Genomic DNA, 24,961 nt, shown 5'->3' on the forward strand with positions numbered 1-24,961 from the left:
CAGAGTACAAGTAGGATTATAACACTCAGATGGGAATAATTGTTCTAATCCCCTCACAACTCATCTGGGTTAATACCTTGGGAGCGCAACAATTCCGCTAGTCGTTCCGCTCGTTGGCGTTCTTGCTCTAAATCTAACTCTGCTTGTTCGGCTCGTTGGCGTTCAACTTCTGCCCTTTGCCGTTCAATTGCTGCTTGCTGACGCTCCGTTTCGACCACTTGCCGTTCTACCTGCAATTCTAATTCTGCCCGTGCCGCCCGTTCCTCCCCCGTGAGCAACAAATTCCCCTCACTATCCCACCAGCGCAACCAAGGCAACTCCACATTGCCATATCGCCCTTGCCATATCCCCAACTCTACCCCCATTGGCTCTATAGGATAATGTCCCCGCTCATTTGCCTCCATTAACTCATAACGATTCACCATGAAGCGGTACACCTCAACACTAGCTCTCTGCACTTCGTAGATCGCATAAAAACCCGGTCGAATCACCTGTTCATAAACCCAGAATTTCCCCGGTTTTTGGAGCGCTTGACTGTCGGGAGACAAAGGGGTTCTATCCCGCTCTTCTGACCCATCCCCAGAGACAAATTCAATGGCAATCAGGGGAGGAATAAACTCTTGCCACAACACATAAGAACGCCTAAATTGTCCATCGAGACTAGGAGGAACATTAGCGACATAAAACCAATCGGGACATTCCGCTCCCCTCTGGGGGGGGTCTGTTAAACGCCAGTAAATGCCACAATCCTGACCGATGGCATACTGTCCATCGGGATGGAGTTGTTCTAGGGTGGGTTTAATCGAATCAGTGAGGAGGATACTTTGGGGATGCTCCTGAAAGTTTTTCACAAAGGTATCGTCAGAGTCCGGGAGTTGGGTATGGTCGGGGAGGGGGGGAATTTTTGGGGGAGATGATTTGGCGATGGTCATGGTGCAATAGTTCTCATCGCAAGGGATGGAAACAGTATAGCATTTTCTTGAGTTTGTATTTCGTAGGTTGGGTGGAACGAAGTGTAACTCAACACCCCCCGCTAAAAATCTAGAAACCGGGAAGTTGTAGTAGTTTGGGGGTGATTGTTGGGTTTCGCGATCGCTGCACCCAACCTACAGATAGCACTAAGTTCATTTCACCAGACATACATACTCGACCTTTTCTTGAGGATCGTGAGAGTGAACTGTTCTGAACTGGGACTTTGAGCCACCCCATAACAGACATGGAGAGGCAAAAGATGTTCTTCTCTAGGATGGCAATACCTTGCACCCTGAACGACACTCCATTCAATTAGCATCTGGCTTCTTTGCTCCTCCGTATACTCACGGTTTGAACAAACGTCCATTAACCATTGCTCAAAAGAGTGATTGAGTTGACAAGACTCAGGGGTATCGGGTGAAAAAAATGCGTTTAAATTATGAAACGAAAACCCTGAGCCAATTAATAAGACATTTTCTTGACTCAGCCCCTTAAGCGCACGCCCAATTTTGATGTGATGGGACGAATCTAGGGTATTGACGAGAGACATCTGAACGCAGGGAATGTTTGCCTCTGGATACATAATTTTGAGTGGTACAAAAACACCATGATCAAACCCTCTCGTTGGATCTAGGTTTGCCTCAATCCCTGAATTGTTTAGCCTCTTCTGAATTTCGCCCGCTAAAGACGGCTCACCAACGCAGGGATATTGAATTTCGTAGGATTCTGCGGGAAACCCATAGTAGTCGTAGATCAAGGGGGGATTTAGTCCGCTAGTAACAGTAGGAGTTCGTTCTTCCCAATGGGCGCTGACTACTATAAGCGCGTCGGGTTGGGGGATAATCGCAGCAAGGCTTTCCAGACATGAAACCATTTCCTGATGATTTGATTCCCCAAGCAACGGTAGAGGCCCGCCACCGTGGGAGATAAATAGAGCTTTAGGTATATACTTCATCTGATTATTGCCAACTTTGCAATTCTAAAGTCAGTTTATCGAGATCGGCTTTTAAAAAGATGGTCATTTTCCCACTGTGGGAATTGCCCTCTTGATCTCTATTAAGCTCGACCCAGTAGGCATAACGCACCCCCACGCGCAGTTCTCCTTGTTTGGCATAAACGCCCGGTAAGTTGAGGCGGCGGGACATCTCTAGGGCTTCGCTGGTGGGGTAATATAGCACGGTGTCAGCCCGGTCATAATCCCGGTAAATATTCACGCCGTAAATGTCACGCAAACTCTGTTCTAATCGTTCGATAGAAACGCCATTGATTTGGTCATAAATGAAGAAGGATTGACTGCGAATGATGCCGGGATTGCCTAGGGCGGTGAGGCGGCCGGGGGGGAAGACGGAGGCGCGGAAGAGGAAGCGCTGGGCGGCGGTATCGGTGCGTTGAACGGTGAGTCCATCGCTGAGGATAGGACGGAGGGCGGGATTAGCCGCAATCCAAGCGGCGACGGCTTCGGTGCGTTCTCCGGGGAGGGCGTAACTAGGACGCAGGGGAAGCAGCCAGAGGAGGGAACCCAAGGTTAGGAGGGAGAGCGCTTGTTTCATCTTGATGTTCTCAAAGGGATTATTTTTATTGTAGGGCGGAAAAAACCTGCCAAGCTTTGATGAATTGTCCCTGCATGGCGGCTGCTGCGCCCTGTAGGGCTTGGATCTCCCATAAATCGGGGTTGAGGGCGGCGGCTTGATTGAGGGCTTGTTGAGCGGCTCTGGGCTGCCAACGGTAGAGGTGGACGACGGCGAGGTAGGCGTGGGCGTAGGGGTTGTTGGGGTCGAGTTGGACGACTTTTTCTAGGGCGGCGATCGCACCTACTGCATCTTCCTGTAAAGCACGGGCGAGGGTCAAGCCATAGGCCCAGTCCAATCGGTCAGGATTTTGGCTTAAGCGGTAGGCTAAGGTTAACTCAGCTTGCCTTGTGTAGTCCTGTATGGGGTCATATTGGTTCATTTGACCAATTTGGTCAAAAATGGGGTCGAGGGCTTCTCGTCCCTCTGGGAGGTCACGGGCGAGGTGTCGCAGTTGGGTAACGAAATCCAGCGCAGGGGCGGGGAGGGGAGGACGGGTGGGGTCTAGGGTAATGGTGACAGGGGGGAAGGGGATAGGATGGGCTTCTCCGGTATCTGGGTTTAAATAGGCGACGGAGAGGCGATAATCTCCGGGGGGTAAGTCTTCTGGGGGGAACATGGCTAAGGTTTCCCGCACTTGAAAACTCTGGTCAGCCCACTGGGGGGAAGGGTGTAACATCCCGTTGCCAATGGCGCGGTCTTGGAGCCATTGCTGGCTGGGGTTTTCAAGGGCGGCCCAGGTGACTAGGACTAATCCCGATTGGAGACTTTGCCAGTCTCCTGACCATTGATAGGTGATGGGGACGGGATATCCGGGGGGGACAACGGGGGGGACTAGGACTTCATCAAGACGGAGGGAGTCTAGGGGGGAGTCTAGGGGGGTGAGGGTAATGGGGGCGGGGAGTTTATGATAGAGTTCAATCACGCTATTATCGGGGAGAGTCCAGCGTTGTTGAACCTGAAAGTTGGGGTCTTGTTGGAGTTGTTGGACGATTTGAAAACGGGGATGGTCGGGGGGATAGGTGGGGTTTTGTTGGGCGATTAACCAATCTAGCGATCGCAAATCTTGTTCTAGATGCCGTTGTCGTTTCCCCACCTCACGAGCATAGACCTGAAAATCCGCCACAGCCCCATAGTAATTCATCGTATTATGATTAATTGCTGGCGTGTCCATTAACATCCCCAAATTGCCCTTTTGATAGGGGGTTGTTTGGGTAATTTCGGCAATAATTTCTTCATTGGGGAACAATGGCCCCCGATAGGGATGATACCGGGCATTAGGACTCAACCATTGGGCAAAACTTTCCCCTCCCACGGGGAATAAATTCAAGATCATCAACAGCAACGTTAGCCCCCAAGTTGTCCAAGGAATCCACCGCCAACGGTTTTGAAACGCCACTAAACCATAGGCTAACATAATCGCCAATACGGGATAATAGGGCATGACATAGCGTGAGTCTTTATTCACCAGTGCAGAACACAAGAAATAAGACCCGACCCAATACCATCCTAACCACATTAAGGGATGAGCAACCCGCAACGTAAAGGGATGAGAAAAGGCTTCTTTTTGTGGGCTTCTCACTGAGCGAATGCCTCGCAAAATTAACCCAGCAACACCGACTAATAAAAACACCCAAGTTAAGACAAAGGGCAATTCAAAAAAGTAGTGTGTCCAAGCTTCTAAGGTATCTAGAGGGGGATCTCCTTCATTAATTGCTCCTTGGGCAAAAGCCCCGGTATAAGCCCCAATGAAAAAGATCCAGTTCGTTTGATACCAAGGATAAAATAAGGCAATGGCAACCAAAAAACTCACCAATAATTGTAAGAGTCGCCCCCAACGTCGTCGCCATAGAATTTTAATCCCAATCCAAAGCAACGGAAAAAAGAGGAAAAATACCCCATTTTGTTTGGTGAGCAAATTTGCCCCTAATGTCACCCCAAACAGCAAGCCCCATCCCCATTGTTTTTTTAACGTTTGGGCATCACACCATCTAGTTAAAGCATAAAAGCCAATTAACACAATAGCCGTCAGGGGATAGTCTAGTAAATAATCAACCCTTGTTCTATAAAGTCCGGGAATGACCACACAGAAAGCGGCCGCCCACAGTCCAACTCTGGGACTAAATAAATGTTTCCCCAGTTGATACACTGAGAACAAGAGCAAGGCAATAAACAAGATATTAACTAGGGTTGCTTGGGCTTCTCCTCGTCCAAAAAGTTGTAAAAAGGGAGCAGTGACAATATAAGTAAGCGGGGGATCTTTAGAGGTAAGTGACCAAAAATCATCCCACCATTTTAAGGAAAAAATCTGCATATTTTGCAGCGCATTGAGATAATTTAACGCCCCGGTTAAACGATGGGCTTGATCCCAAGCGGGAGGGGAATGGTCTAAATTAATCCAAATCCAATCAATGACGAGATTGAGCAGGAAAATTAAGCCCCAAACTATACCAACTTTTTGCAAAATGCCAATAAAATCAGGTTTATTTTTTTCGAGGTCTTGACTGTTAGTTAAGGTCATGGTTCAGGATATAATGATCTAGGATATAGCAAGAGTTTTTGAGCAGAAATAATATTTTCAGTCAAGATTTTTAGTTAAGATTTTTAGTTAAGGCGTAGGGTGCGTCAGAAGGAATAACTTCGGTAACAAACGAATCCCTAAAATCCTGACGCACCATCTTTCACAACAAATTAGACAAGACCATTTATGGGGTAGTCAGTTGTGGATACAACCGCATTTTCCCTATTACCCGACCTTAACGAGAAAACCAAGGGCTTAACTTGTCAAGATTAGGTGTTAACAGGCTAGAGTCTCCCGGTTCATTTTAACGACAACCTTACCCTATAGCAAGGTTCCAGCATTCGTCAACCCATTACAATGGAGTTGGGAGATTCAAGAGGAGTTAAGTCTAGCATGATTGATCTAGAGCTACCCCCATCCAATGAGGTCAATGTTGAAGCACTGTCTGAGATATTCAAGAGTACAACCAATTCCTACAAGTATTTATTCTTTTTGTCAATTCTAGATATTTTGAAACGAGAGCAGTTTAGGGGTGTCTCTCCCCTAAGCTTTGAGGATATTTTTGTAGAAATGCTGGTCAATGCTTGGTATCCTCATCATTATTTTACACTTTCTTTGGGGATACGGGATACCATAGGGCGAAAATTAGACGCTCTGAAATTGGGGAGGATTGAACGGATTGCAAATTTTACAACGTCGGATAAGTCTCAGTTAAGGCAAGCCATTCGGGAGAATGATCTGGAGCCAATTATTACAGATTTAAAGAAAAACGTACCGTTTCGACTGATTCGACCCTTTTTAATTGAAAAGTTACGCCAATTTGATGTTAATTATCAAGTTGTCCAAGAAACGCCCAGAATTGCAGACCTGTATTTTGAAACCTATAAGCCTTTGTATAAATTTAATGGGATAACGTTTCAAGAATGTGATGCTATTCTGTTTCATCCCGCTTGGCTCAATTATTTAAGGGTGAATTATACCATTATTCGAGGCTGGGCTGATTGGGAATGGTTGGATTATATGCAGAGGCAAAACCCAACTGTTCATAATTTAGCGGGCAAACTATTTGTACCAGAATCCTAAGCTAGTTAGGGTCTGCTGAATATCCATCTAATCACTGTTAGTAGGACTTTTAGCCGTTTATACCAAATTAAATAGACTTGAGGGCAAAAACCTGAATTTCCCCTGTTCCTTCCCGTTCCCTGTTCCCTTGACTTCTAACAGCGAGAAACTACAAGGTTTTAGTAATAAATCATCAAAAAGGCTTGCCTTTTTCCGATTCCCCCTGTTCCCTGTGGTCAGTGTATCTCGACTTCGCTTGCTACGCAACGCTACGCGAACGATATCCGCTTAGTCAAACTATTCCTCGTTCCCTGTTTCTCACGCGGAGTAAAATTATATTGCTACGCAACGCTTTGCGTTCGCGGAGCGTCACGAAGTGAACAGCAAGCCCTAGTTAATTAACAGAAAATAACCAGAGATAAACTTGTGCTAGATTTCTCATCATATCATGAGGATAAGCCTGCAATACATACCCTAACCATAGATAAAAATTGAGCAAAATTAATAATCCTAGGATGGCATATCCTTGTTTAACTTGTGTCAACGAGGGGGAGTAGGATTGGAAAGTTAAGGCTGCACCAAATCCCAATAAGGGTAAAGTTTCAATAAAGGCACGGTGTCCAAAGGAGTCGCCAAAATTGCCCCAACTGCCATTGATGGCAACTAAGGCAAAAAAGGCGATTAAGATTGTTATAAAATAGCCTCGGTATGGTTTTAGTTTAACCAAACCCATTATGTTAATGGTAACTAGGAGTAAGTAAAGGGGATGGTACAGGAATAAACCGTAGCTATTGCCCCAGAGAACTAAAAATAGTCCCTCAATTCCTTGTTTAAATTCTTCATTTTTATAAGGATAAATTACCCATTCTCCCCAGAGTAACCAGAGCGCGATTTTTTGCAGAGAGACGGTCATTAAAAAAGTGAGACTAGCGCAGATAAAATTTAACTTTGATTTCAGTAGTTTTAGGTTAAAAAATAAGATAAACGGCAAGAAAACGACATGGGTATTGCGCACTAAAACGAGTAATCCTGAAAGTAAGCCTAAGACGATTGCTTGTAAAAAACGGGTTTTATCCTTGCCCAGTTTCAATAACTCTGGCGAGAGATTATTCTCAGATGGCTTTATCTGTTCACTAGGGAAAGGTTGACCTTCCTCCGATGGCATCTGGGGGATAGGTTGACGAGTCCCTAACCAGAGTAGGAGATTTAAAACGGCTACCCCTGCCCCATGCGCCATTGTAGATTGTTTGGCGTAATAGTGAATTAAGTTAGTGCTTAAAAGTAAGGCAATGGAGACAGTAGCCGCAAGGGATTCATTCACCCCAAAACGTCGCAAACTGTGATAAAATAAAGCAAAACTGCCAATAACAAAGGCGGTGAGAGAAATGGCGACGGATAGCTGATAGGGGGAACTAATTCCATCGGCGGGGAAGGGGGTTAGGACGGCGATAAAATGACCAAGCAAGAAGCCCGGAATTTCTATAATAGCTAGACCAATGGGGTACTTATTATGAACCAATCCTTTGGGGGTAATAATCAGTTCTGGGGCGGGGTCTGGGTCATAGAGTAAGGGGAAATCATTGCTAAAATCTAAATCGCCATCGATAAAAAGCGATCGCACCCAAGAATAATATCCATTGCCATCACTGACAATCAGATGAGGAGAGTCGCCCAATTGGGTGGTTAAAAACAGCAAGCCCACAGACCCCAGAAAAATTAGCCCCAAAATCCCATAGAATAGATTGCGCCTCATGGCTATAGTGTTGGTGTGGTTCATCACTGATTCCGGTGTATTGCTGGTGTATCTGCCCAACTCACGGGAACGGGCGAAGGTCATTCCCCTGAATCCAGATGTAAGATAGAGTATCCTAGAAGTTCTCCAAGTCGCTCGTTTAAGTCGCTGGTTGTGCGCTTCCTGAGTCACGCTGACCGTTAGCGAAGACTGACCTAGGCAGCACACCCGAACAGCCCCCTAACCTAGATAAACCCCCCAAGCTTCTAACGTCAAGACCATGACCTCCATCCTCGAACAACTCAAAACCCAATTTACACAAGCCCTCGTGGCCGCCTTTGGTGAGGAAATGGTCACACAAGACCCCCTCATTGCCCCCACCAATAACCCCAAATTCGGCGACTATCAATGTAACGTCGCCCTCACCCTCGCCAAACCCCTCCAACAAAAACCCCGGGACATCGCCCAAACCCTCATCAACCATCTCCAACTACAAGAGATGTGTGAACCCCCCGAAATAGCCGGCCCGGGGTTTATTAACCTCACCCTCAAACCCCAATACCTCGCCCAACACCTCACCACCCTCCAACAAGACCCCCGTCTAGGCGTAGAAACTGCCAAACACCCCCAGAAAGTCATCGTAGACTTTTCTAGCCCCAACATCGCCAAAGAAATGCACGTCGGGCATCTCCGGTCTACCATCATCGGCGACAGCATCGCCCGCATCCTTGAATTTCGCGGTCACGACGTTCTCCGTCTTAACCATGTCGGCGACTGGGGAACTCAATTCGGGATGCTGATTGCTTACCTGCGGGAAGCCTATCCCGAAGCCCTCACCACCGCCAACGCCCTTGATTTAGGGGATTTAGTCACCCTCTACCGCCAAGCCAAACAACGGTTTGACGAAGACGAAGACTTCCGAGAAATCGCCCGCCAAGAGGTGGTAAACCTCCAAGCGGGGGCAGAAGATAGCCGCCACGCTTGGCAACTGCTTTGTAACCAATCCCGCAAAGAATTTCAAGCCATTTACGACGCACTCGACATTAAACTCCAAGAACGGGGGGAATCCTTCTATAATCCCCTCCTCCCCGGCGTTGTAGAAACCCTCGAAACCTCTGGCATCCTCGCCGAAGACCAGGGGGCAAAATGCGTCTTTCTCGACGGTTTCAGTAACAAAGAAGGGAATCCCCTCCCCCTCATTGTCCAGAAATCCGACGGAGGCTACAACTACGCCACCACCGACCTAGCCGCCCTCCAGTACCGCATCCGCCAAGACGAAGCCGAACGGATTATTTACGTCACCGATGCCGGACAGGCCAACCACTTCACCCAAGTTTTCCAAGTGGCCAAAAAAGCGGGAATCTTGCCGGAACAGGTGGAAGTGGTTCATGTTCCCTTCGGTTTAGTCCAAGGAGAAGACGGGAAAAAACTCAAAACCCGTTCCGGTGAAACGGTGCGTCTGCGCGACCTCCTCGACGAAGCCGTAGACCGCGCCTATCAAGACCTTGACCAACGTCTAGAAACGGAAAACCGCCCCGAGGACGAAGACTTTAAGCATCATGTCGCCCAGGTGATTGGTTTAAGTGCGGTGAAATATGCCGACCTCAGCCAAAACCGCACCAGTAACTATGTGTTTAGTTACAACAAAATGCTTGCCCTCCAAGGCAATACTTCCCCTTATCTTCTCTATGCCTACGTTCGCATTCAAGGCATTAGTCGCAAAGGGAACATTGATTTTAGCCAGTTGAGTGGGGCGCGCAAGATAAGCAAACCTCTGACCCAACTCAATTGGAAACCGCTTCTTTGGGCATTTCTCGCCCTGTTGGTGGGTTTTCTAGGCGTTGATATCACCGTGCGGATTTACCGGGAACTCCATTCGATTCCTCTCCTCCCTTCTATTTTCCAACTGACGGGCTTTTTCTATACGCTTTGGTTTATTTATAACCGTTTGTTGTTCCAGAAAGACCGGAAAAAACTGTGGCAGGATGTTCAGGAAACGAAAGAAATCGTTTTAGGAGAACCCCAACCTCCGGCGCTTCCGGTGGTTGCGGTGGTTGATAAACCCACGCCGGGGGGGATTCTCTTAGAGGCTGAAGCGGAATTAAATTTGGCTAAACATTTGCTGCAACTGAGCGATATTTTGCAAGAAGTTGAGCGGGATTTATTACCAAATCGGTTATGTCAATATCTCTATGAATTGAGCCAAAAATTTAATCAATTCTTTGAACAATGTCCGGTGTTAAAAGCGGAAGAACCGGTGCGGACTTCTCGTTTAATGCTGTGTAATTTGACGGCAGAAACGTTACGGTTAGGGTTATCGTTGTTAGGAATTCCGGTTTTAGAACGGATGTAGTCTGAAGGATTGCTGGGCGACCGAAGTGGCATTAATCTTTAAAGCTGCTAAAGCTCGCAATCCTCAATTCTTTTGTTCTCTATAGTCTGAGCTAAAACGGCTATTTATTTCTTGAATAGTCTAAGGCTCAGTCTAATGTCCACCTAAAAAGGCTCGACTAATGACCATTGGAATGCACTCCCCCTTTCGTTATCCCGGAGGAAAGTTTTATGCTAGAAAACTTATTCTAGAACATATTCCAGAGCATGAAAATTATGTAGAGCCTTTTGCTGGAGGAGCTTCGATCTTTTTTGCCAAAGACAAGGTTAAATACAATTGGCTTAATGATATTGACGAGGAATTAATCAATTGTTTTCTGATGATTCGAGATTATCCAGAGGAGTTAATCGAAAAGTTACAGGGAGAAAAGGCTACGAAGGAGCGTCACTATTTTTATAAACATGACTATTCGGCACAAAATGATTTAGAGCGTGCTACCCGTTGGTATTATCTCAACAGAACATCCTATTCAGGCATTATGAAAGCAGAAAGCTGTTACTGGGGATATGGGGAAAAATATAGTATGCGACCGGAGAATTGGGGTAGAAATATCCTGAGAACTTCTGAAAAGTTACAAGGTGTTAAACTCACTCATCTTGATTTTGAAAAAGTTTTTGAAAATTTACCTAAAAATACCTTTTTATTTGTCGATCCCCCTTATTTTAGCGCGAGACAAGATAATTTTTATACTCACTTTTTTTGTCAAGAAGATCATATCCGTTTATGCCAAACTTTAAAAAAATATAGTGATCAGGTAAGGTTTTTACTGACCTACGATAATGTGCCTGAGATTCGGGGTTTATATCAGTGGACGGACAATATATATGACAGAGAATGGAATTATACCATTGGCAGGACAGATGATCAAAAAAAGATAACACGAGCAAAATCTAGACTTGAAAATAATAAAGGCAGTCGATACAAAGGCAAGGAGGTTTTTATAACAAATTATTCACATAAAATAACTGAAAAAAACGTCGAGTTTGTTCAGCTATGTCTACCTTTATAAACGCTAGAGAAAACTTTCGAGCAATGGCAAACAGTCTGACAGCTTAAACCAAGGCGGCAAAACATTACCAGTGGCTAAATCAAAGGAAATGATGGGATAGTTGGGAATAAAACCACAATTATAAGGATTTTGGCATTTTCTACGAGTGCAGACAATGCCGTTGTTGGCGCAAGTCGTAATATCTTGGGAACGTGCTATATAAATTTGTTGAAAGGCAAGATTGCGCTGAATTTCTGCTTGTTCTATGTTTAATTCATTGGCACTGAACAGGATGTTAAAAAACTCTGTGGCACTCGTTTTAGGCTGCCACTCATATAAACCTGTGTTGGAATCGGTCACATAAAAAGCATTCGCAATAGATGTTACAACAATGTCAAAATCTGTCTGTCTATACTGATCATTATGGATTTTTAGACTGTCTTCAGAAACCCCAAGCTTTGGGGCTAAAACTGTAACTTTTTTCTCTCCTAGTGTTCTGCTTCTCATGCACTTTACATCAATTTGAAAATAACGTTTATTATTTTCTCTAACAACTCTATATCTACCCTTTGCCGCTAATTTACATTCAATGGTGATTTTGGTTTTGGTAGGGAGATGAGTCATGGTAATATCTTCATCGAGATGTCCAAATTGAGGATTTAATACGAGCTTATTGACCTGCCATTGTGTGCCTGCTAAAAAATCTAAAAATTGGGCTAAAGTTGAAAATTCAAAGGATTTTCCTCGAATCATTGGTAGCACTTTAGGATCTTGAAGGATTGCAGGAAGATTAGTTACTTCAATATTATATTTGTGACAAATCCTAATTAATTCTTCTGCCCAATCCTCTGCTAATTCACTATGACTGAATAAATGAGCAATGCTAATATTTAAAGCATTCGCTATTTTAGCTATATTCAACAAAGTAATATTTTTTTCAGCCCGTTCAACCATGCCAATATAGGTTCTATGAACATTGGCTTTTTCTGCTAATTCTTCTTGAGACAAACCTTGCTCTAATCGTTTGGCTCTCACCTTTTCCCCAAACTGTATGAGGATTAACTTATTCACGCTGGGCAAAACTTGATGTATGGACGGTAGAAAGATAGCGTTTTACAGACTATAGTTCTACATACTATAGTTAGCATCTGGGCTGGGGTCATCCCGGAACCACTGTCCTGACTCAAAAGATTTCAAGTCTGCGAAGATGTCAGGTACACTAATCCGTAGAATGAAGACTGGCCTTTGTATCGTCTTGGTTCAAGACGCTGTGAATCCTGCTATCTGAAAGTGTTATGACTCCAGTAGACCCCCCGAATCAATCCCCCCTTGATGATGAGATGTTAACCCCTCCGCCTCCTGCGGTTGAGTCGTTGGGTGGGTCAGTGGAAAGCCCGTCAACAGGAGAGCCGGGGGATGATCCTGTTCTGGAGGCTCTTGCAAGGGCAAGGGACGAATTATCAACCGAGGAAGTAACGCTTAATGAGGCTCTACCGGATAGCGGTAGTCCTTGGGATGATCCCCTGCCGGAGTCGGGGGGGGATTTGCCGGAGTCTCAAGCGTCTAGGGTGTTGGATCAACTGTCGGGAACTGAGGAAATGGTTCTGGATCGGGCGCAATCGTTACAGGAGGCGGACTGGTTTGCTTTGGCGCGGAAATTGCGCCAACGAAATCGGGATTTATTAAAGCGGGTGGCGACGCTGGAACAGTCTTTAGCCCAAACTCAGGAGGAGTTACAGGGGTATAAACGGCGTGTCTCGTTGCAAGAGGGTTCGCGATCGCGAGGCGTTGAGCCGCAATCGCACCTCTTGGCCAGCCAAAATGAGGATCTACAAACCGCCCAAGCCCAAGTTAATCTACTCTTTGAAGAACTAGAAGCCTCCCACCGAGTCGCCCAACGGCAACACTTCCTGATTGAAACCCTCACCGCCCAACTGGAGGCCGCCCAGAGTCAGATTGTCCATTTAGAACAGGAGTATCAACGGGCGCAACAACGCTATCAGGTGCAAGGGTCGGTATTACTGGAAGCGGCGGAAAATTCTCAGGAACTGCGCGATCGCCTTACCCGCCAACAACAGCACACCCGCCAATTCAAAGCCGTCCTAGACCGTTATCTGAGTCCCTTAGAAGAACTAGAAACCGAAAACCTCGCCTCAGCTTGGTCCGAGGACAATGATGAGGATGTCGAAGATCTCACCCAACCCCCCACCCTAGAAGCCTCGGAAACCACCCTAGAAGCCCTGTCTCGCCCCGTTGAACCCCAAAGCGAGGAAATCATCCCCCCCCGTCCCTCCCCCCGCCCGGAAGACACCCTAAACCCCCCAACCCCAGCTTCTCGCTTCTTCAATCCCCCGCCCAGTACAAGCGGGATCAAACAACCGATCCGCCCCTGGTCTGCCCAAACCACTAGCCCAGAGTCCATCGTGGGAGAACCCCCCAGTTGGGTCAGTCGGATGATCGGTCAGACCCTGCCAGACCCTCAACCCCAACTCGAACCCGCCCCCGTACTGGAACAACCCCCTACCCCAGAACCTCCCCCCAAACCCTCACCCTTTATTAATCTCTCCTTACCCGACTTTAAAAAACGTTCTGGCATTCAACCCCACCCCCCCGCCCCAGACCCCACTGGCCGAAGAGTTGGATCTCTCGGCGGAGCATCTATCCAGCGCCCTCCGTCAGGAGTTAAACCAACGGATTACTAGCCCCTCCCCCAGTTCCAAGTTCATCAGTCCCGAATCCACCCAATCCCCCTCCCCCACCTTGAACCCCCAACCGCCCAAAAAGCGGAAATCCCTCGCGTCCATTGATTTACCCAACTTCCCCCGCTATCGTTCGGCTCAAAACTAATCTTTTGGCTAATACAACAAAGGGCGATCGCTCTGCCACAATCAAAGGGCAGACAGGAGAGCAGGAGCAGGGAACGTGGTACGCAACAGACGCAAGCTGAACAAAATCGGCCGAGAAATTGCTCAACGGGAACAAGGCCGGGTCGCGGGTCGCCTCGGCTTCTTTTCCAGCACCTTCCTCTATCACCTCTATATGCTCGTTCCCGTGCGGTTTCGCTGGTTAGTACCATTTCTAGAGGAGTTAGTCCGAGATACGGGCAAAGAGGAAGGGGAAGAAGAGGAAGAAGAAACCGCCGAAGCCATCAGCCCCGTTGCCGTACTGCCCTCTCGTCCGGGGGTAGACTATCTCCTGATTCCCCCCCTAGCTGAACAATCGGACATTATGGGGGTACGGGGCCGTTATCGCATTCTCAGGGTGTTAGGGGTGCGGGGCAAAGGTCGCCTCTATCAAGGGGTACAGATGGGCAATGATCAACCTGTGATCATTCGGGAGTATGTGTTACCCCCTCAAGGGTTTAGCGCCCTCGAAATTCGCCAACGGAAAGAGGTGTTTATGTTGCGAGGGGGGCTAAAACTAGCCGATGGTCGTATTCATAATTTACGCTTAGTGGAGCCTTGGGACACCATTAGCGACCACAACGAGGCACGCTGTTATTTAGTCAGTCAGGGGGAAATTGAAGCCTACCCCACCCTGTTGGATTATCTCAAAGAACGGGGTCCCCTCCCCCCAGCCCAAGTGCGGCACATTTTAAGCCAAGTTCTGCAAACCTTAGCCTCTCTCCATGGTCAAAAATTCACCCTCCCCTCGGGACAAATTCAACAGGGTTTAGTTCATGGGCAGTTAAGTTTAGAGACATTGCTGATTTCCCCGTTACAAGGGGGAGTCTTGCCCGAAGAACAGAGATTTTATATTTATGTTTGTGATCTCACCCTCTGGGAGGATTTATTTTTACCCCCGACTACCCCGCCGGGGAACTACTCTCCCGCCAAGGATTTAGTGGCTTTAGGCTATGTGGGCTTTTATCTCCTCGCTGGGCGCACCGTGGATAAAAATGGCAAGCCCTTAGACCCTCGGCAAGGGGAAAACTGGCTGCCTCGCGATCGCCCCCTCCAACAAATTATTCGCCGTCTCTTGGGGCTAGAAAGTCCTTTTCCCAACGCTTTAGAAGCCCGCAAAGCCTTGTTAAATCTGCCCCCAGAACCCGATATTTTAAGCGAAGTGGAAGACCGAGAAGGAGAAGAAGAAGACACCCCCTCCTCGGGACGCTGGAAAGGATTACTCTTGGTGTTGATTTTAGCCGCCTTGGGGGGGTGGGGGCTGTGGTGGTGGTTAGGACGCAGACCCCAAAGCCAAAGCCCTGTTCCCTTGCCCTGTTGTATTGGGGAAGTAACGGCAGTACCTCGGGGGCGTTTTCGTTATACTACAGCCCCCCAAAGTATTGGCCACTACCTGATGCGTCAGCCCAATTTAGTCCTACGACGGAACAGTTTTCAGGAGGAGATCCAAATTCAACAGCCGAACATCCAGTTAGAGCATCAAGAAGTAGACAGTTGGGAACGAACTCTCACACTCTTACAACGGGACAGCCTCGATTTTGCCGTGAGTAGTGTGGTGGGAGAAAATGCTCCTGTTGCTTTACCCTCCAACCTGAGAGCGGATGTCATTGCCTATGATGGGTTAGCGCTTATTGTACCGTTTAGTTATGCGCAACGCGCCCAAAGTTTACCCAATGCCTTGGGGGGACGGATTACCTTTGCTCAATTGCGACAATTATATTTAGGGGAAATTGACAACTGGCAACAGTTAGGGGGGCCGCGCTTGCCCGTGCGTTTGTATGTTCCCGAAGACCCGGAAGCCTTGCGTCTGTTTGAAGAGCGGGTTTTACAAACCCCAGATGCGATCGCCCAATTCCGCGCCCTCACCAGACAAGAGCGCACCCCCAACGCTGATAGTTTTACCGCCCTAGCCAGTCCCATCCAAACCCGCCCCACCTTTACCATGTTACGGGAGATTCTCCAAGACTTTGAGGATTCAGGAATTGGGGCGATTGGTTTTGCCAGCTTAAGCCAAGTCTTTGGGCAGTGTTCCGTCTATCCCCTCGCCCTAGTTGGTGATACGGGTCGCACCTCCAGCGTTTCTCCCCTCGTCCAGAATGACGGCACCCCCATCACACCCAACATTGATCTCTGCAATGACAAAGGCAGTTACCGTTTAAACATGGCCGCCCTACGGGGGGGAGACTATCCTCTAGCCTACTCCATCTCGATTATCTACCCCTTAGATAATAGTCGCCCTCCCATTGGAGATCGGTTAGCAGAAATGTTCAGAACTCAGGAAGCCCAAAAGTTATTAGAAAGGGCGGGATTCACGCCAAAACACTGATCTACTCTCCAAAACTCAAGAAATCACCCAAGCCTTGAGTTTGCCTCTCGAATCAGTGCAAAATAGAATCTAGTCAATCTAAACCTGAATCATGAAACCTCGTCCTATTCCCCCCGAACCCGGTCAAGAGTCTGTTTGGGACTATCCCCGTCCTGCTCGCTGGGAAGATACATCTAAACACCTGAAAATCATCTGTCAGGGGATTATTTTAGCCGAAACCACAAGAGGTAAAAGGGTTTTAGAAACCAGTCACCCCCCGACTTATTATTTCCCCCCAGAAGATATTAAGCTGGAGTATCTGATGGGGAACGCGAAAAAAGGATTTTGTGAATGGAAAGGCTATTATCAATATATTGATGTCAGGATTGGAGAAAAACTGATTCAAAATGCAGGATGGCAATGTTATCAAACCAGTCCCCCTTTTATAGCTCTCCAAGGATACTATAGTTTTTTCGCGGGTTTAATGGATGCTTGTTATGTTAATGATGAATTAGTTACACCTCAAGCCGGGGGATTTTATGGCGGTTGGATTACCTCGGATATTGTAGGACCCTTCAAAGGAGAACCCGGAACTTGGGGTTGGTAGCGGAGTTGGCAAGAGGCCATCTTGAAGGTCAATTACATATCCCTGTATCGGGGAGTGCGTCGCTCTTTTTGTTCAAATACCGTGACTCTTGCCAATCACCCAATGACGACGGAAAAAACGGGCGAGGGAAGACTCTTCTAAAGCCAGAAAAATAGGACGACCATGGGGACAAGTGCGAGGATTACGGGTTACTTTCCACTGGTCAATGAGGGCCTGCATCTCCGAAAGACTTAAGGGGGTACCGTTACGGATAGCACTGCGGCAAGCGGTGGCGACTTGGGCGGTTTCTAAATCTCCTCCCCAACTCAGTTCTAACAGTGCCTCCCGACAGTCCCCACGATGCAGTAGGGGAGCCGGTACTGTCCGCACAGCCCACATCTGCTCCCCAAAGGCCTCTACTTCTAAACCAATGCGCTCTAATTGCTCGATCTGCTTGGTTTGCAGATTGTTTAAAATCACTGGACTTTCTGGATCAATCAGTTGCCAAGTGTCCTGTAATTGCTCATATAACACTCGCTCATGGGCGATATGTTGTTCAATCAACCACACTCCATGAGGATGTTCGGCCACAATATAGGTTTGATTCACTTGGGCGACAACGGTTAAGGGGATGAGGTGAATGGCGGCCCTGGAGGCGGTTGGGGGGGGGATTTCCCGGTTGAGATGGTAGGGGGTGGTGCTTTCTGCGGCTTTTAAGAGTTGCCCCAGACGCTGGTTTTCTGCGGTTTGCCCTAATTCGGCTGGACTAATCCGCAAGGCCTGTTCTACTCCTTGGCTAACTTGTTCTCGCCAAAAGTCGAGATGATGGAGGTAGATTTCAGTTTTGGCAGGATGACGGTTCCAGTCGATGTGCTGGGGATTGAGGCGCAGATGAAGAAAACAGAGGGGATAGCGATCGCGGGGTAGGGTACGATTGAAGGCGGTGATCAGGGTTTGTTCCAGTTGAGGCGATCGCACAAAACGACCATTCACGGCCACTTTCACCCAATCAGGACGTTGACGGTGACAACGATCGGGTAAACCCAGCAGGAGGTCAAAATGTGCCTTTTCCGAGTCCTCTGGAGAGTCTACCGTTAAGCGGAGAAATTGTAGATCACTGGGTTGGATCCGTCGCAAGAGTTGGGGGAGAATTTCCTGGGTATTTACCCCCGGACTAATTTTGAACCACAGTTTCTCCCCCTGCCACACTTGCCAATGAATCCCCGGATGACAGAGTGCCATTTGTTGTAACAGGGTTTGCACCTCCGCCAGTTGTTGGGGGGGGGAAGGTAAACCCCGACGACGGACGGGTACATTGCCAAACAGATTCGACACTGTGACCACGGTTCCCGGAGCAAGGGCTACCACTTCCTCGGCTACCCCCTCCCCCTGCTGATTATAGGTCATCTGCCAGCCTACATCGTCCTCCTCCTGCACCCGACTTAAAATCACCAACTCCGACAGTTGGGCAATACTATGTAAAGCCTCCCCGCGAAAGCCCAAACTGGTGATTTTCCACAAATCCTCACAGGTGAAAATCTTGCTGGTACTGTGGGGATGAGCGCACAACCGCAAATTCTCCCGAGTCATCCCCTGACCATTGTCCGCTACTTGTACCCGCCACAAATCGGGATCGACTTTCACCACTAAACGAGTCGCCCCCGCATCAATGGCATTTTCCACTAATTCCCGCACGACGGCCGTTAGAGAGTCGATGACTTCTCCTGCTGCAATAATATCAATAACTTCAGGGGGCAGAGGTTGAATAGAAAAGTGCATAAATCAATTATTTGCCATTGGTCATCAATTCTTCACGTTTGTCAGGTCTTTTTTTGAAAAAAATCTGAATTAATATAATTCCATTATACAACAAATTATTAGAAATATTTTTAAAAAAACTACCGTTATTTCTGCGCTCTATTTTGTTATTAAAGCCGCCTTGACTTCTCTCAGGAGTGACAACCCAAACCCCAAGGATTCATAATAGATTGCCTTGATTGCCTACTCACAATTAAACGAACAAACAGGAATTCATTCGGGAGCATGAATCATTGACTAAAGCCCAATAAACAATCTATAATGAAAAGTTGCTTTGACAGTATTTAGCAGCCTAATTCATCTTAGAGTTAGGCTGCTTGTCTTGCGCGTATACAAGCTATCTAGAGTGTGGCACACCCTCTTACATTGTAAATTATGACCGATTTGCTCCGCTTCCTCATGTGTTCTCCTCGCCACTATGACGTAGATTACGTCATTAATCCTTGGATGGAGGGGAATATTCATAAATCGTCCCGCGATCGCGCTAACGAACAATGGGATAAACTCTATCATCTGATTAAAGATCATGCCATTGTTGACCTGGTGGATCCCGTGCAAGGGTGGCCGGATATGGTGTTCACGGCCAATGCGGGCTTAGTTTTGGGTGATAAGGTGGTTTTGAGCCGCTTTCTGCACAAAGAACGGCAAGGGGAAGAACCCCATTTCAAACAATGGTTTGAAGACAATGGTTATAAGGTCTTTGAATTGCCGGCGGACTTACCTTTTGAAGGGGCTGGGGATGCTTTATTAGACCGTGAGGGTCGTTGGTTATGGGCGGGCTATGGCTTCCGCACGGAATTGGATTCCCACCCCCTGATTGCCGAATGGTTGGATATTGAAGTTCTCTCCCTGCGTTTAATTGACAGTCGGTTCTACCATTTAGATACTTGCTTCTGCCCCTTAACGGGGGGTTATTTACTGTACTATCCTCCGGCCTTTGATGCCTATTCCAATTTGTTAATCGAGCGTCGAGTCCCGGCGGATAAACGGATTGCGATCGCAGAACCGGACGCGGTGAATTTTGCCTGTAATGCGGTCAATATCCACCAGGTCGTTATTTTAAACAAAGCCAGTGAGGATTTAAAACAACGACTCGGCCAGGTCGGATACACCGTCATGGAAACCCCCTTAACGGAATTCCTTAAAGCAGGGGGCGCGTCCAAGTGCCTCACCCTCCGCACGACGGAACCGGTACGGGAAGAACTCCACGCCCGCGTTACCGTGGAAAGTCGCAATATCCACCTCGAAGGCCATCTCCTCGATGCCGGGATTATGAACCGGGTGTTAGATACGGTAGTGGAAAAAGGCGGCAGTTTCAAGGTCTTAAACTTTAATCTCGGGGCCGAACGCCAAAGCACCTCCCGGGCGGAAGTGCGCGTCACAGCACCGGATCATGAGGTCATGGAAGAAATCATGACCCAGTTGATTGAATTGGGGGCTGTAGATGTCCCGACTGAGGAACGGAACGCGATTTTAGAAGATGTCATCCAGTCGGGTGTGGCACCTGATGATTTCTATGTGACGACGATCTATCCGACAGAAGTCCGCATTGACGGCCAGTGGGTGCGAGTGGAGAATCAACGCATGGATGGTGCGATCGCCATTCGCCAAACCCCCGACGGTTTAACCGCCCGTTGTAAGATTCTGCGCGATTTAGAAGTAGGGGAAAAAGTCGTTGTCGGAGTGGAAGGCATTCGCATTGTCCGCAAACCCGAAAGCCGAGATCAACGGGGGACTAAAGAAGAATTCACCTTTATGGGATCTGGGGTATCCAGTGAGCGCCGGGTGGAATTGTTGGTGGAACAAATCGCTTGGGAAATGCGCCATATCCGCGACCAAGGCGGTAAAGTCGTAGTTACAGCTGGCCCGGTGGTCATTCATACCGGGGGCAGTGAACACCTCGCCCGCTTGATTCGGGAGGGCTATGTGCAGGCTTTATTAGCGGGAAATGCGATCGCTGTTCATGACATGGAACAATCCCTCATGGGGACTTCCTTGGGCGTAGACATGAAAAAAGGCGTTCCCGTCCACGGAGGACACCGCCACCACCTGAAAGTGATTAACGCCATTCGTCGCTATGGCAACATCCCCAACGCCGTAGAACAAGGGTTCTTAACTCAGGGCATTATGTATGAATGCGTGAAAAATAACGTCCCCTTCTGTTTAGCGGGATCGATTCGGGATGATGGCCCCCTGCCCGACACCCACATGGACTTACTGAAAGCTCAAGCGGAGTATGCCCGGTTAATTGAAGGGGCGGACATGATCCTGATGCTGTCTACCATGCTCCATTCTATTGGGGTAGGGAACATGACTCCGGCCGGGGTGAAAATGGTCTGCGTTGATATTAACCCCGCCGTTGTGACCAAATTAAGCGATCGCGGTTCTGTGGAATCCGTCGGCATTGTCACCGATGTGGGCTTATTCCTCAGCCTGTTAGTCAAACAGTTAGATCAACTCACCAACCCCTATCCCCTGTCTCAAACGGTACAATAGATAGGGCTTGCTGTTCACTTCGTGACGCTTCGCGTTCACTTCGTGACGCTCCGCGAACGCGAAGCGTTGCGTAGCAAACGCGAAGCGTTGCGTAGCAATATAACTCTACTCTGGGTGGAAAACAGGGAACGGGGAACAGGAAGGGGAATCGGAAAAAGGCAAGCCTTTTTGATGATTTATCCCTAAAACCTTACAGTTTCTTGCTCTTAAAACGGCTAAAAGTCCTAGTAACACTGCTTAGAGGGATATTCAGCAGACCCTAGATAGGGTCTGCTGAATAACACCAGATGCTAGGCTCAACAAGGGAACAGGGAACTCTTAACAGGGAACAGATCATCTAAAACTGGCACGATTGCCTATTCCCGACTCCCGACTCCCGACTCCCGATTCCCCAACTCTCGGACTTATTCAGCAGACCCTAGATAGTCTTCACGGTGAAAAGAACCAGTGAAAAGAACAACCCGGTGGCTGAGGGCATACCACCCAACAGCAACCGGGTTTTTTGATTGTTCTCTCATCCCGTGAAGCGTAAAAACTAGCCCCTTATCGGTTATACGGCACTTGTTCAGGATCCACTTGTTCAATATCCCCACCAATCCCTAGGGGAATATCCGTGTTAAAAATTTGAGCATCCGTGACAATCATATTATCCATGATTGCACCGTTGACATCCACATTGTAAAGAATAGCTTGGGTAAAATCAGCCCCACTCAAATCAGTTGCCACTAAACTGGCATCCGTTAAAAAAGCTTGATTGAGAGTAGCCCCTTTTAAATTTGCACCAGTGAGGTCAGCCCCTTCTAAATTCGTTTCAATGAGGATTGCACCTTCTAAATTAGCCCCTCTTAAATCAGCCCCTATGAGATGGGCTTGAGAAAGATTTGCACCGGATAAATCACACCCCGGACAGATATTTGTTAATAACAAAGTTTGCACGTCATGAGGATCATAAGCCCTAGTCGGACTTGCCATAGCAACAGTTGCAGCCAATGTGAGGGGAGCGATGATCCAGGACAGTTTGCGAGTTAGCATAATAGGTATCTCCCTTACTTTTCAACAATCGGCACTCATTGGCACCCTCAATTTAATGATACCGATTTTCTTAATGAACCTCAAATCTATGACTCAGCTTGTAACAATAGTTATTCTGAGCAGAACGAGCATTCCTTTACCCCTACAAAAACAACAGGGGCGATTTCGGACAGGATGAAAAAAATTTGGGAATCCCCTTGATCCCCTCTGATCTCTAGTGTCCTCTCAGGGGGAGTCTGGGATAAATTGCGCCATAAATTGACGGTCAATGTAATCCTTCCAACGCCAGAGTAGGGGGTGATGCCAGCCTAATGGACCCCAAGAGGCGATCGCGCAATAATCCCCCGTCCCCAACAACGCCAGATAGTGCCGTTGGGGACGAAACGGCTTTAACGGACGTTCCCCCAGCCAACGCCCCACATTCTCAAACAACGGCCTCCCCTGACGCACCGCCAACACCCCCGCCTTCGGACGCGGATAATTGACCATCGTCGCAATATCCCCCGCCCCAAACACAAAAGGATGAGACACCGACTGCAACGTATCCCCCACCAGCATAAAACCCGCCCCATCTGTCGCCAAACCCCCATCCCTCAACCAAGAGGGCGCAGAGGCCTGAGTCACCCAAAACACAAAATCGTAGGCAATCCTCAACCCCGAATCACACCGCAATTCATCCCCCGTCACCTCCCCCACCCTTTCCCCTAAATGTAACTGCACCTGACGCGCCCCCAATAGCTGCGTCACCCGTTGACTCACCCAAGAATTATGTCCCCCCATCAACCTCTGGCCCCCATGGACAAGGTGAAACCTGCAACCGCCCGCCCCGGCCGCCTTCACCCTCCCTTGCAGATTAAACGCCAACTCCACCCCTCCCGCCCCCCCGCCCACAATCGCCACTTGCCAATCTCGCCCCCCATCCCCTTGGATTTGTTCTAAAATCTGCTCCCACCGGGTCAGAAATTGCGGCACAGGCTTGACAGGAACGCCATATTGTGCTGCGCCCCGCACCTGATTAGCTGCTGGCGTGCTACCAATATCAAGGGAAAGGCAGTCAAAAGCAAGAGTTTCAGCCTGCCCGTCTGGGGCTATATTGGGGGCATGGACTGACCTCACGAGAACCTGTTTTTGGGCTAAATCCAAGCCCACCGCTTCCCCTAAGCGGAATTCCACCCCAGCCCACCCACATAAACGCGGCAGATTAATATGAGTTTCATCGTAGCGATAGAATCCGGCAACATGACCGGGTAACATCCCAGAATAGGGAGTATAGACTACATTACTGATCAGGATAACCCGGAGATTCGGCAGAGGGGTTTTAACCCATTGTTTCAGAAAAATTACCTGACTATGACCTCCGCCAATTAAAAGCAGTTGTTTCATTAATTTAACGCCTATCTGTGAACTTTAACCCATATTGTATGGGGGAACTCATTATAATTGTTAGGTCATTTATTAATTATTCTTACCTGAATCTAAGGGTCGGGGTCATTTATGAAATAGCTCCACCATAAGTTACTGAGAATTGTTATAGTAGAGCCGAAACTCGTTTAAGGATTCAGGAGGAGCAAAATGACCTTAAAAATCATGAGCTTTAATATTCGGGGCAGTTGCAAAGACGACGGGGTTAATATTTGGGCAAATCGTGCGCCACTTAACATCAAGACCTTGCAAAAATATAACCCAGATATTATTGCTTTTCAAGAACTGCAACAGGGCAACCTAGAAACCTATCAACGGGAATTAAACGACTATCAATATTTTCTAGGTCTGCCCTATAATCGTCCGGGACGAGAACTGTATAATGCTATTTTCTGGAAGTTGGAGCAGTTTATTCTCAGAAGCCAAGGTAGTTTTTATCTCAGTGAAACACCAGAGGTTTGGTCAGCCAGTTGGGATACAGCCAGAGTCAGAACCGCCAATTGGGTTTTATTGGAACACGTCAAAAATCAACAGATATTTTTCTGTTTTAATACCCATTTAGATCATGAAAGTATCTTAGCTCGTCAACAGGGCATTAAACTAATTTTACAGCAAATTGTTATCTTAAATAACAATAATCTACCTGTGATTTTAACGGGAGATTTTAATAGTTATTTGCAACTGCCCCAAGCCGGAGAAACCTTAACCTCCCAAGACGGAGTTTATGAGACAATTGGGCAAGCGGGCTTTATTGATAGTTATTTAGTGGCGGGGAATAAAGATAGAGCGGGTCAGCACTCCGTACATAATTTTCTCGGGGCAGAATATCGGGTGGAAAATTCCGATCTAGTCCATCGGATTGATTGGATTTGGTTACAGGAGAATCAGGGAAAATTTGCCGTTAAACAGTGCCAAATTTTAAAGGATTCTGAACCGCCTGTTTACCCCAGTGATCATTATCCGATTTTAGCGGAAGTTGCCCTGCTCTCGAAGGCAGGAACAAGAGGCGGAAAGTCAAGGCTTCACCCACTTTAACAAGTTAGGGTTGACATTTTTCCTTAGAATTGTCCTACGAACCTAACAGGAGAACAGCGCGAGGCAAAATATCCCCCTTTTTGGGCATCCTGTTAGACTGTACATCCGTCCTTTCCTTGCTGGACGGGG

17 protein-coding genes are annotated in these 24,961 nt (G+C 47.7%); 8 read left to right on the forward strand and 9 right to left on the reverse strand.

Annotation, left to right across the window (positions count from 1 at the left end; translation table 11 throughout):
* Positions 1-53: 53 nt before the first annotated feature.
* From SPI9445_RS0107670 to SPI9445_RS0107685, 4 genes are all read right to left on the reverse strand, one after another.
* Positions 54-932, reverse strand: a complete 879-nt coding sequence (locus SPI9445_RS0107670) for a Uma2 family endonuclease (protein WP_017304156.1) — start codon at positions 930-932, stop codon at positions 54-56.
* 197 nt (positions 933-1,129) lie between these two features.
* Positions 1,130-1,927, reverse strand: a complete 798-nt coding sequence (locus SPI9445_RS0107675) for a DODA-type extradiol aromatic ring-opening family dioxygenase (protein ID WP_017304157.1) — start codon at positions 1,925-1,927, stop codon at positions 1,130-1,132.
* 4 nt (positions 1,928-1,931) lie between these two features.
* Complete coding sequence (locus SPI9445_RS0107680) at positions 1,932-2,522, reverse strand: hypothetical protein (RefSeq protein WP_017304158.1); 591 nt, start codon at positions 2,520-2,522, stop codon at positions 1,932-1,934.
* A 25-nt stretch (positions 2,523-2,547) separates the two neighbouring features.
* Entirely contained in the window at positions 2,548-5,061 is a 2,514-nt protein-coding gene (locus SPI9445_RS0107685) for a phospholipid carrier-dependent glycosyltransferase (RefSeq protein WP_017304159.1), read from the reverse strand.
* 393 nt (positions 5,062-5,454) lie between these two features.
* Between SPI9445_RS0107685 and SPI9445_RS24770 the strand changes: the two genes are divergently transcribed.
* Positions 5,455-6,144 (forward strand): hypothetical protein, encoded by a 690-nt coding sequence (locus SPI9445_RS24770; RefSeq protein WP_017304160.1) that lies wholly within the window; start codon positions 5,455-5,457, stop codon positions 6,142-6,144.
* Between the two features lie 373 nt (positions 6,145-6,517).
* Here SPI9445_RS24770 and SPI9445_RS0107695 read toward each other — a convergent pair whose 3' ends face one another.
* On the reverse strand, positions 6,518-7,960 hold the full coding sequence (locus SPI9445_RS0107695; RefSeq protein WP_164674484.1) for a hypothetical protein: 1,443 nt from the start codon (positions 7,958-7,960) through the stop codon (positions 6,518-6,520).
* A gap of 175 nt (positions 7,961-8,135) precedes the next feature.
* Here SPI9445_RS0107695 and argS point away from each other — a divergent pair, with 175 nt between their 5' ends.
* Complete coding sequence (gene argS, locus SPI9445_RS24775; protein ID WP_017304162.1) at positions 8,136-10,208, forward strand: arginine--tRNA ligase; 2,073 nt, start codon at positions 8,136-8,138, stop codon at positions 10,206-10,208.
* Positions 10,209-10,368: 160 nt separating this feature from the next.
* Positions 10,369-11,256: a DNA adenine methylase gene (locus SPI9445_RS24780; RefSeq protein WP_017304163.1), complete on the forward strand. Its 888-nt coding sequence runs from the start codon at positions 10,369-10,371 to the stop codon at positions 11,254-11,256.
* Between the two features lie 3 nt (positions 11,257-11,259).
* On the opposite strand, the gene SPI9445_RS28320 is transcribed toward SPI9445_RS24780, so the two are convergent.
* Complete coding sequence (locus SPI9445_RS28320) at positions 11,260-12,306, reverse strand: helix-turn-helix domain-containing protein (protein WP_017304164.1); 1,047 nt, start codon at positions 12,304-12,306, stop codon at positions 11,260-11,262.
* 224 nt (positions 12,307-12,530) lie between these two features.
* Here SPI9445_RS28320 and SPI9445_RS0107720 point away from each other — a divergent pair, with 224 nt between their 5' ends.
* The 3 genes from SPI9445_RS0107720 (at position 12,531) to SPI9445_RS0107735 (ending at position 17,050) form a co-directional block, all read left to right on the forward strand.
* A complete protein-coding gene (locus SPI9445_RS0107720) occupies positions 12,531-13,937 on the forward strand; it encodes a coiled-coil domain-containing protein (RefSeq protein WP_017304165.1) in 1,407 nt (468 codons plus the stop codon).
* A 220-nt stretch (positions 13,938-14,157) separates the two neighbouring features.
* Positions 14,158-16,464 carry a substrate-binding domain-containing protein gene (locus SPI9445_RS24790; RefSeq protein WP_017304167.1) on the forward strand — a complete coding sequence of 769 codons (2,307 nt, stop codon included), beginning with the start codon at positions 14,158-14,160 and terminating at the stop codon, positions 16,462-16,464.
* A 91-nt stretch (positions 16,465-16,555) separates the two neighbouring features.
* Positions 16,556-17,050, forward strand: coding sequence for a DUF427 domain-containing protein (locus SPI9445_RS0107735; RefSeq protein WP_017304168.1), 495 nt, complete (start codon positions 16,556-16,558; stop codon positions 17,048-17,050).
* A gap of 72 nt (positions 17,051-17,122) precedes the next feature.
* On the opposite strand, the gene mutL is transcribed toward SPI9445_RS0107735, so the two are convergent.
* Positions 17,123-18,808, reverse strand: a complete 1,686-nt coding sequence (gene mutL, locus SPI9445_RS0107740) for a DNA mismatch repair endonuclease MutL (RefSeq protein ID WP_017304169.1) — start codon at positions 18,806-18,808, stop codon at positions 17,123-17,125.
* A gap of 414 nt (positions 18,809-19,222) precedes the next feature.
* Between mutL and argZ the strand changes: the two genes are divergently transcribed.
* Positions 19,223-21,343: a bifunctional arginine dihydrolase/ornithine cyclodeaminase gene (gene argZ / locus SPI9445_RS0107745; protein WP_017304170.1), complete on the forward strand. Its 2,121-nt coding sequence runs from the start codon at positions 19,223-19,225 to the stop codon at positions 21,341-21,343.
* A gap of 543 nt (positions 21,344-21,886) precedes the next feature.
* Here the strand turns inward: argZ and SPI9445_RS0107750 are convergent.
* Positions 21,887-22,315 carry a pentapeptide repeat-containing protein gene (locus SPI9445_RS0107750; RefSeq protein WP_237747938.1) on the reverse strand — a complete coding sequence of 143 codons (429 nt, stop codon included), beginning with the start codon at positions 22,313-22,315 and terminating at the stop codon, positions 21,887-21,889.
* A 285-nt stretch (positions 22,316-22,600) separates the two neighbouring features.
* Entirely contained in the window at positions 22,601-23,758 is a 1,158-nt protein-coding gene (locus tag SPI9445_RS0107755) for an FAD-dependent oxidoreductase (RefSeq protein WP_017304172.1), read from the reverse strand.
* A 189-nt stretch (positions 23,759-23,947) separates the two neighbouring features.
* Here SPI9445_RS0107755 and SPI9445_RS0107760 point away from each other — a divergent pair, with 189 nt between their 5' ends.
* A complete protein-coding gene (locus tag SPI9445_RS0107760; RefSeq protein ID WP_017304173.1) occupies positions 23,948-24,832 on the forward strand; it encodes an endonuclease/exonuclease/phosphatase family protein in 885 nt (294 codons plus the stop codon).
* Positions 24,833-24,961: the final 129 nt, after the last annotated feature.

The organism is Spirulina subsalsa PCC 9445, assembly GCF_000314005.1.
GTDB classification, from domain to species: Bacteria; Cyanobacteriota; Cyanobacteriia; order Cyanobacteriales; family Spirulinaceae; genus Spirulina_A; species Spirulina_A subsalsa.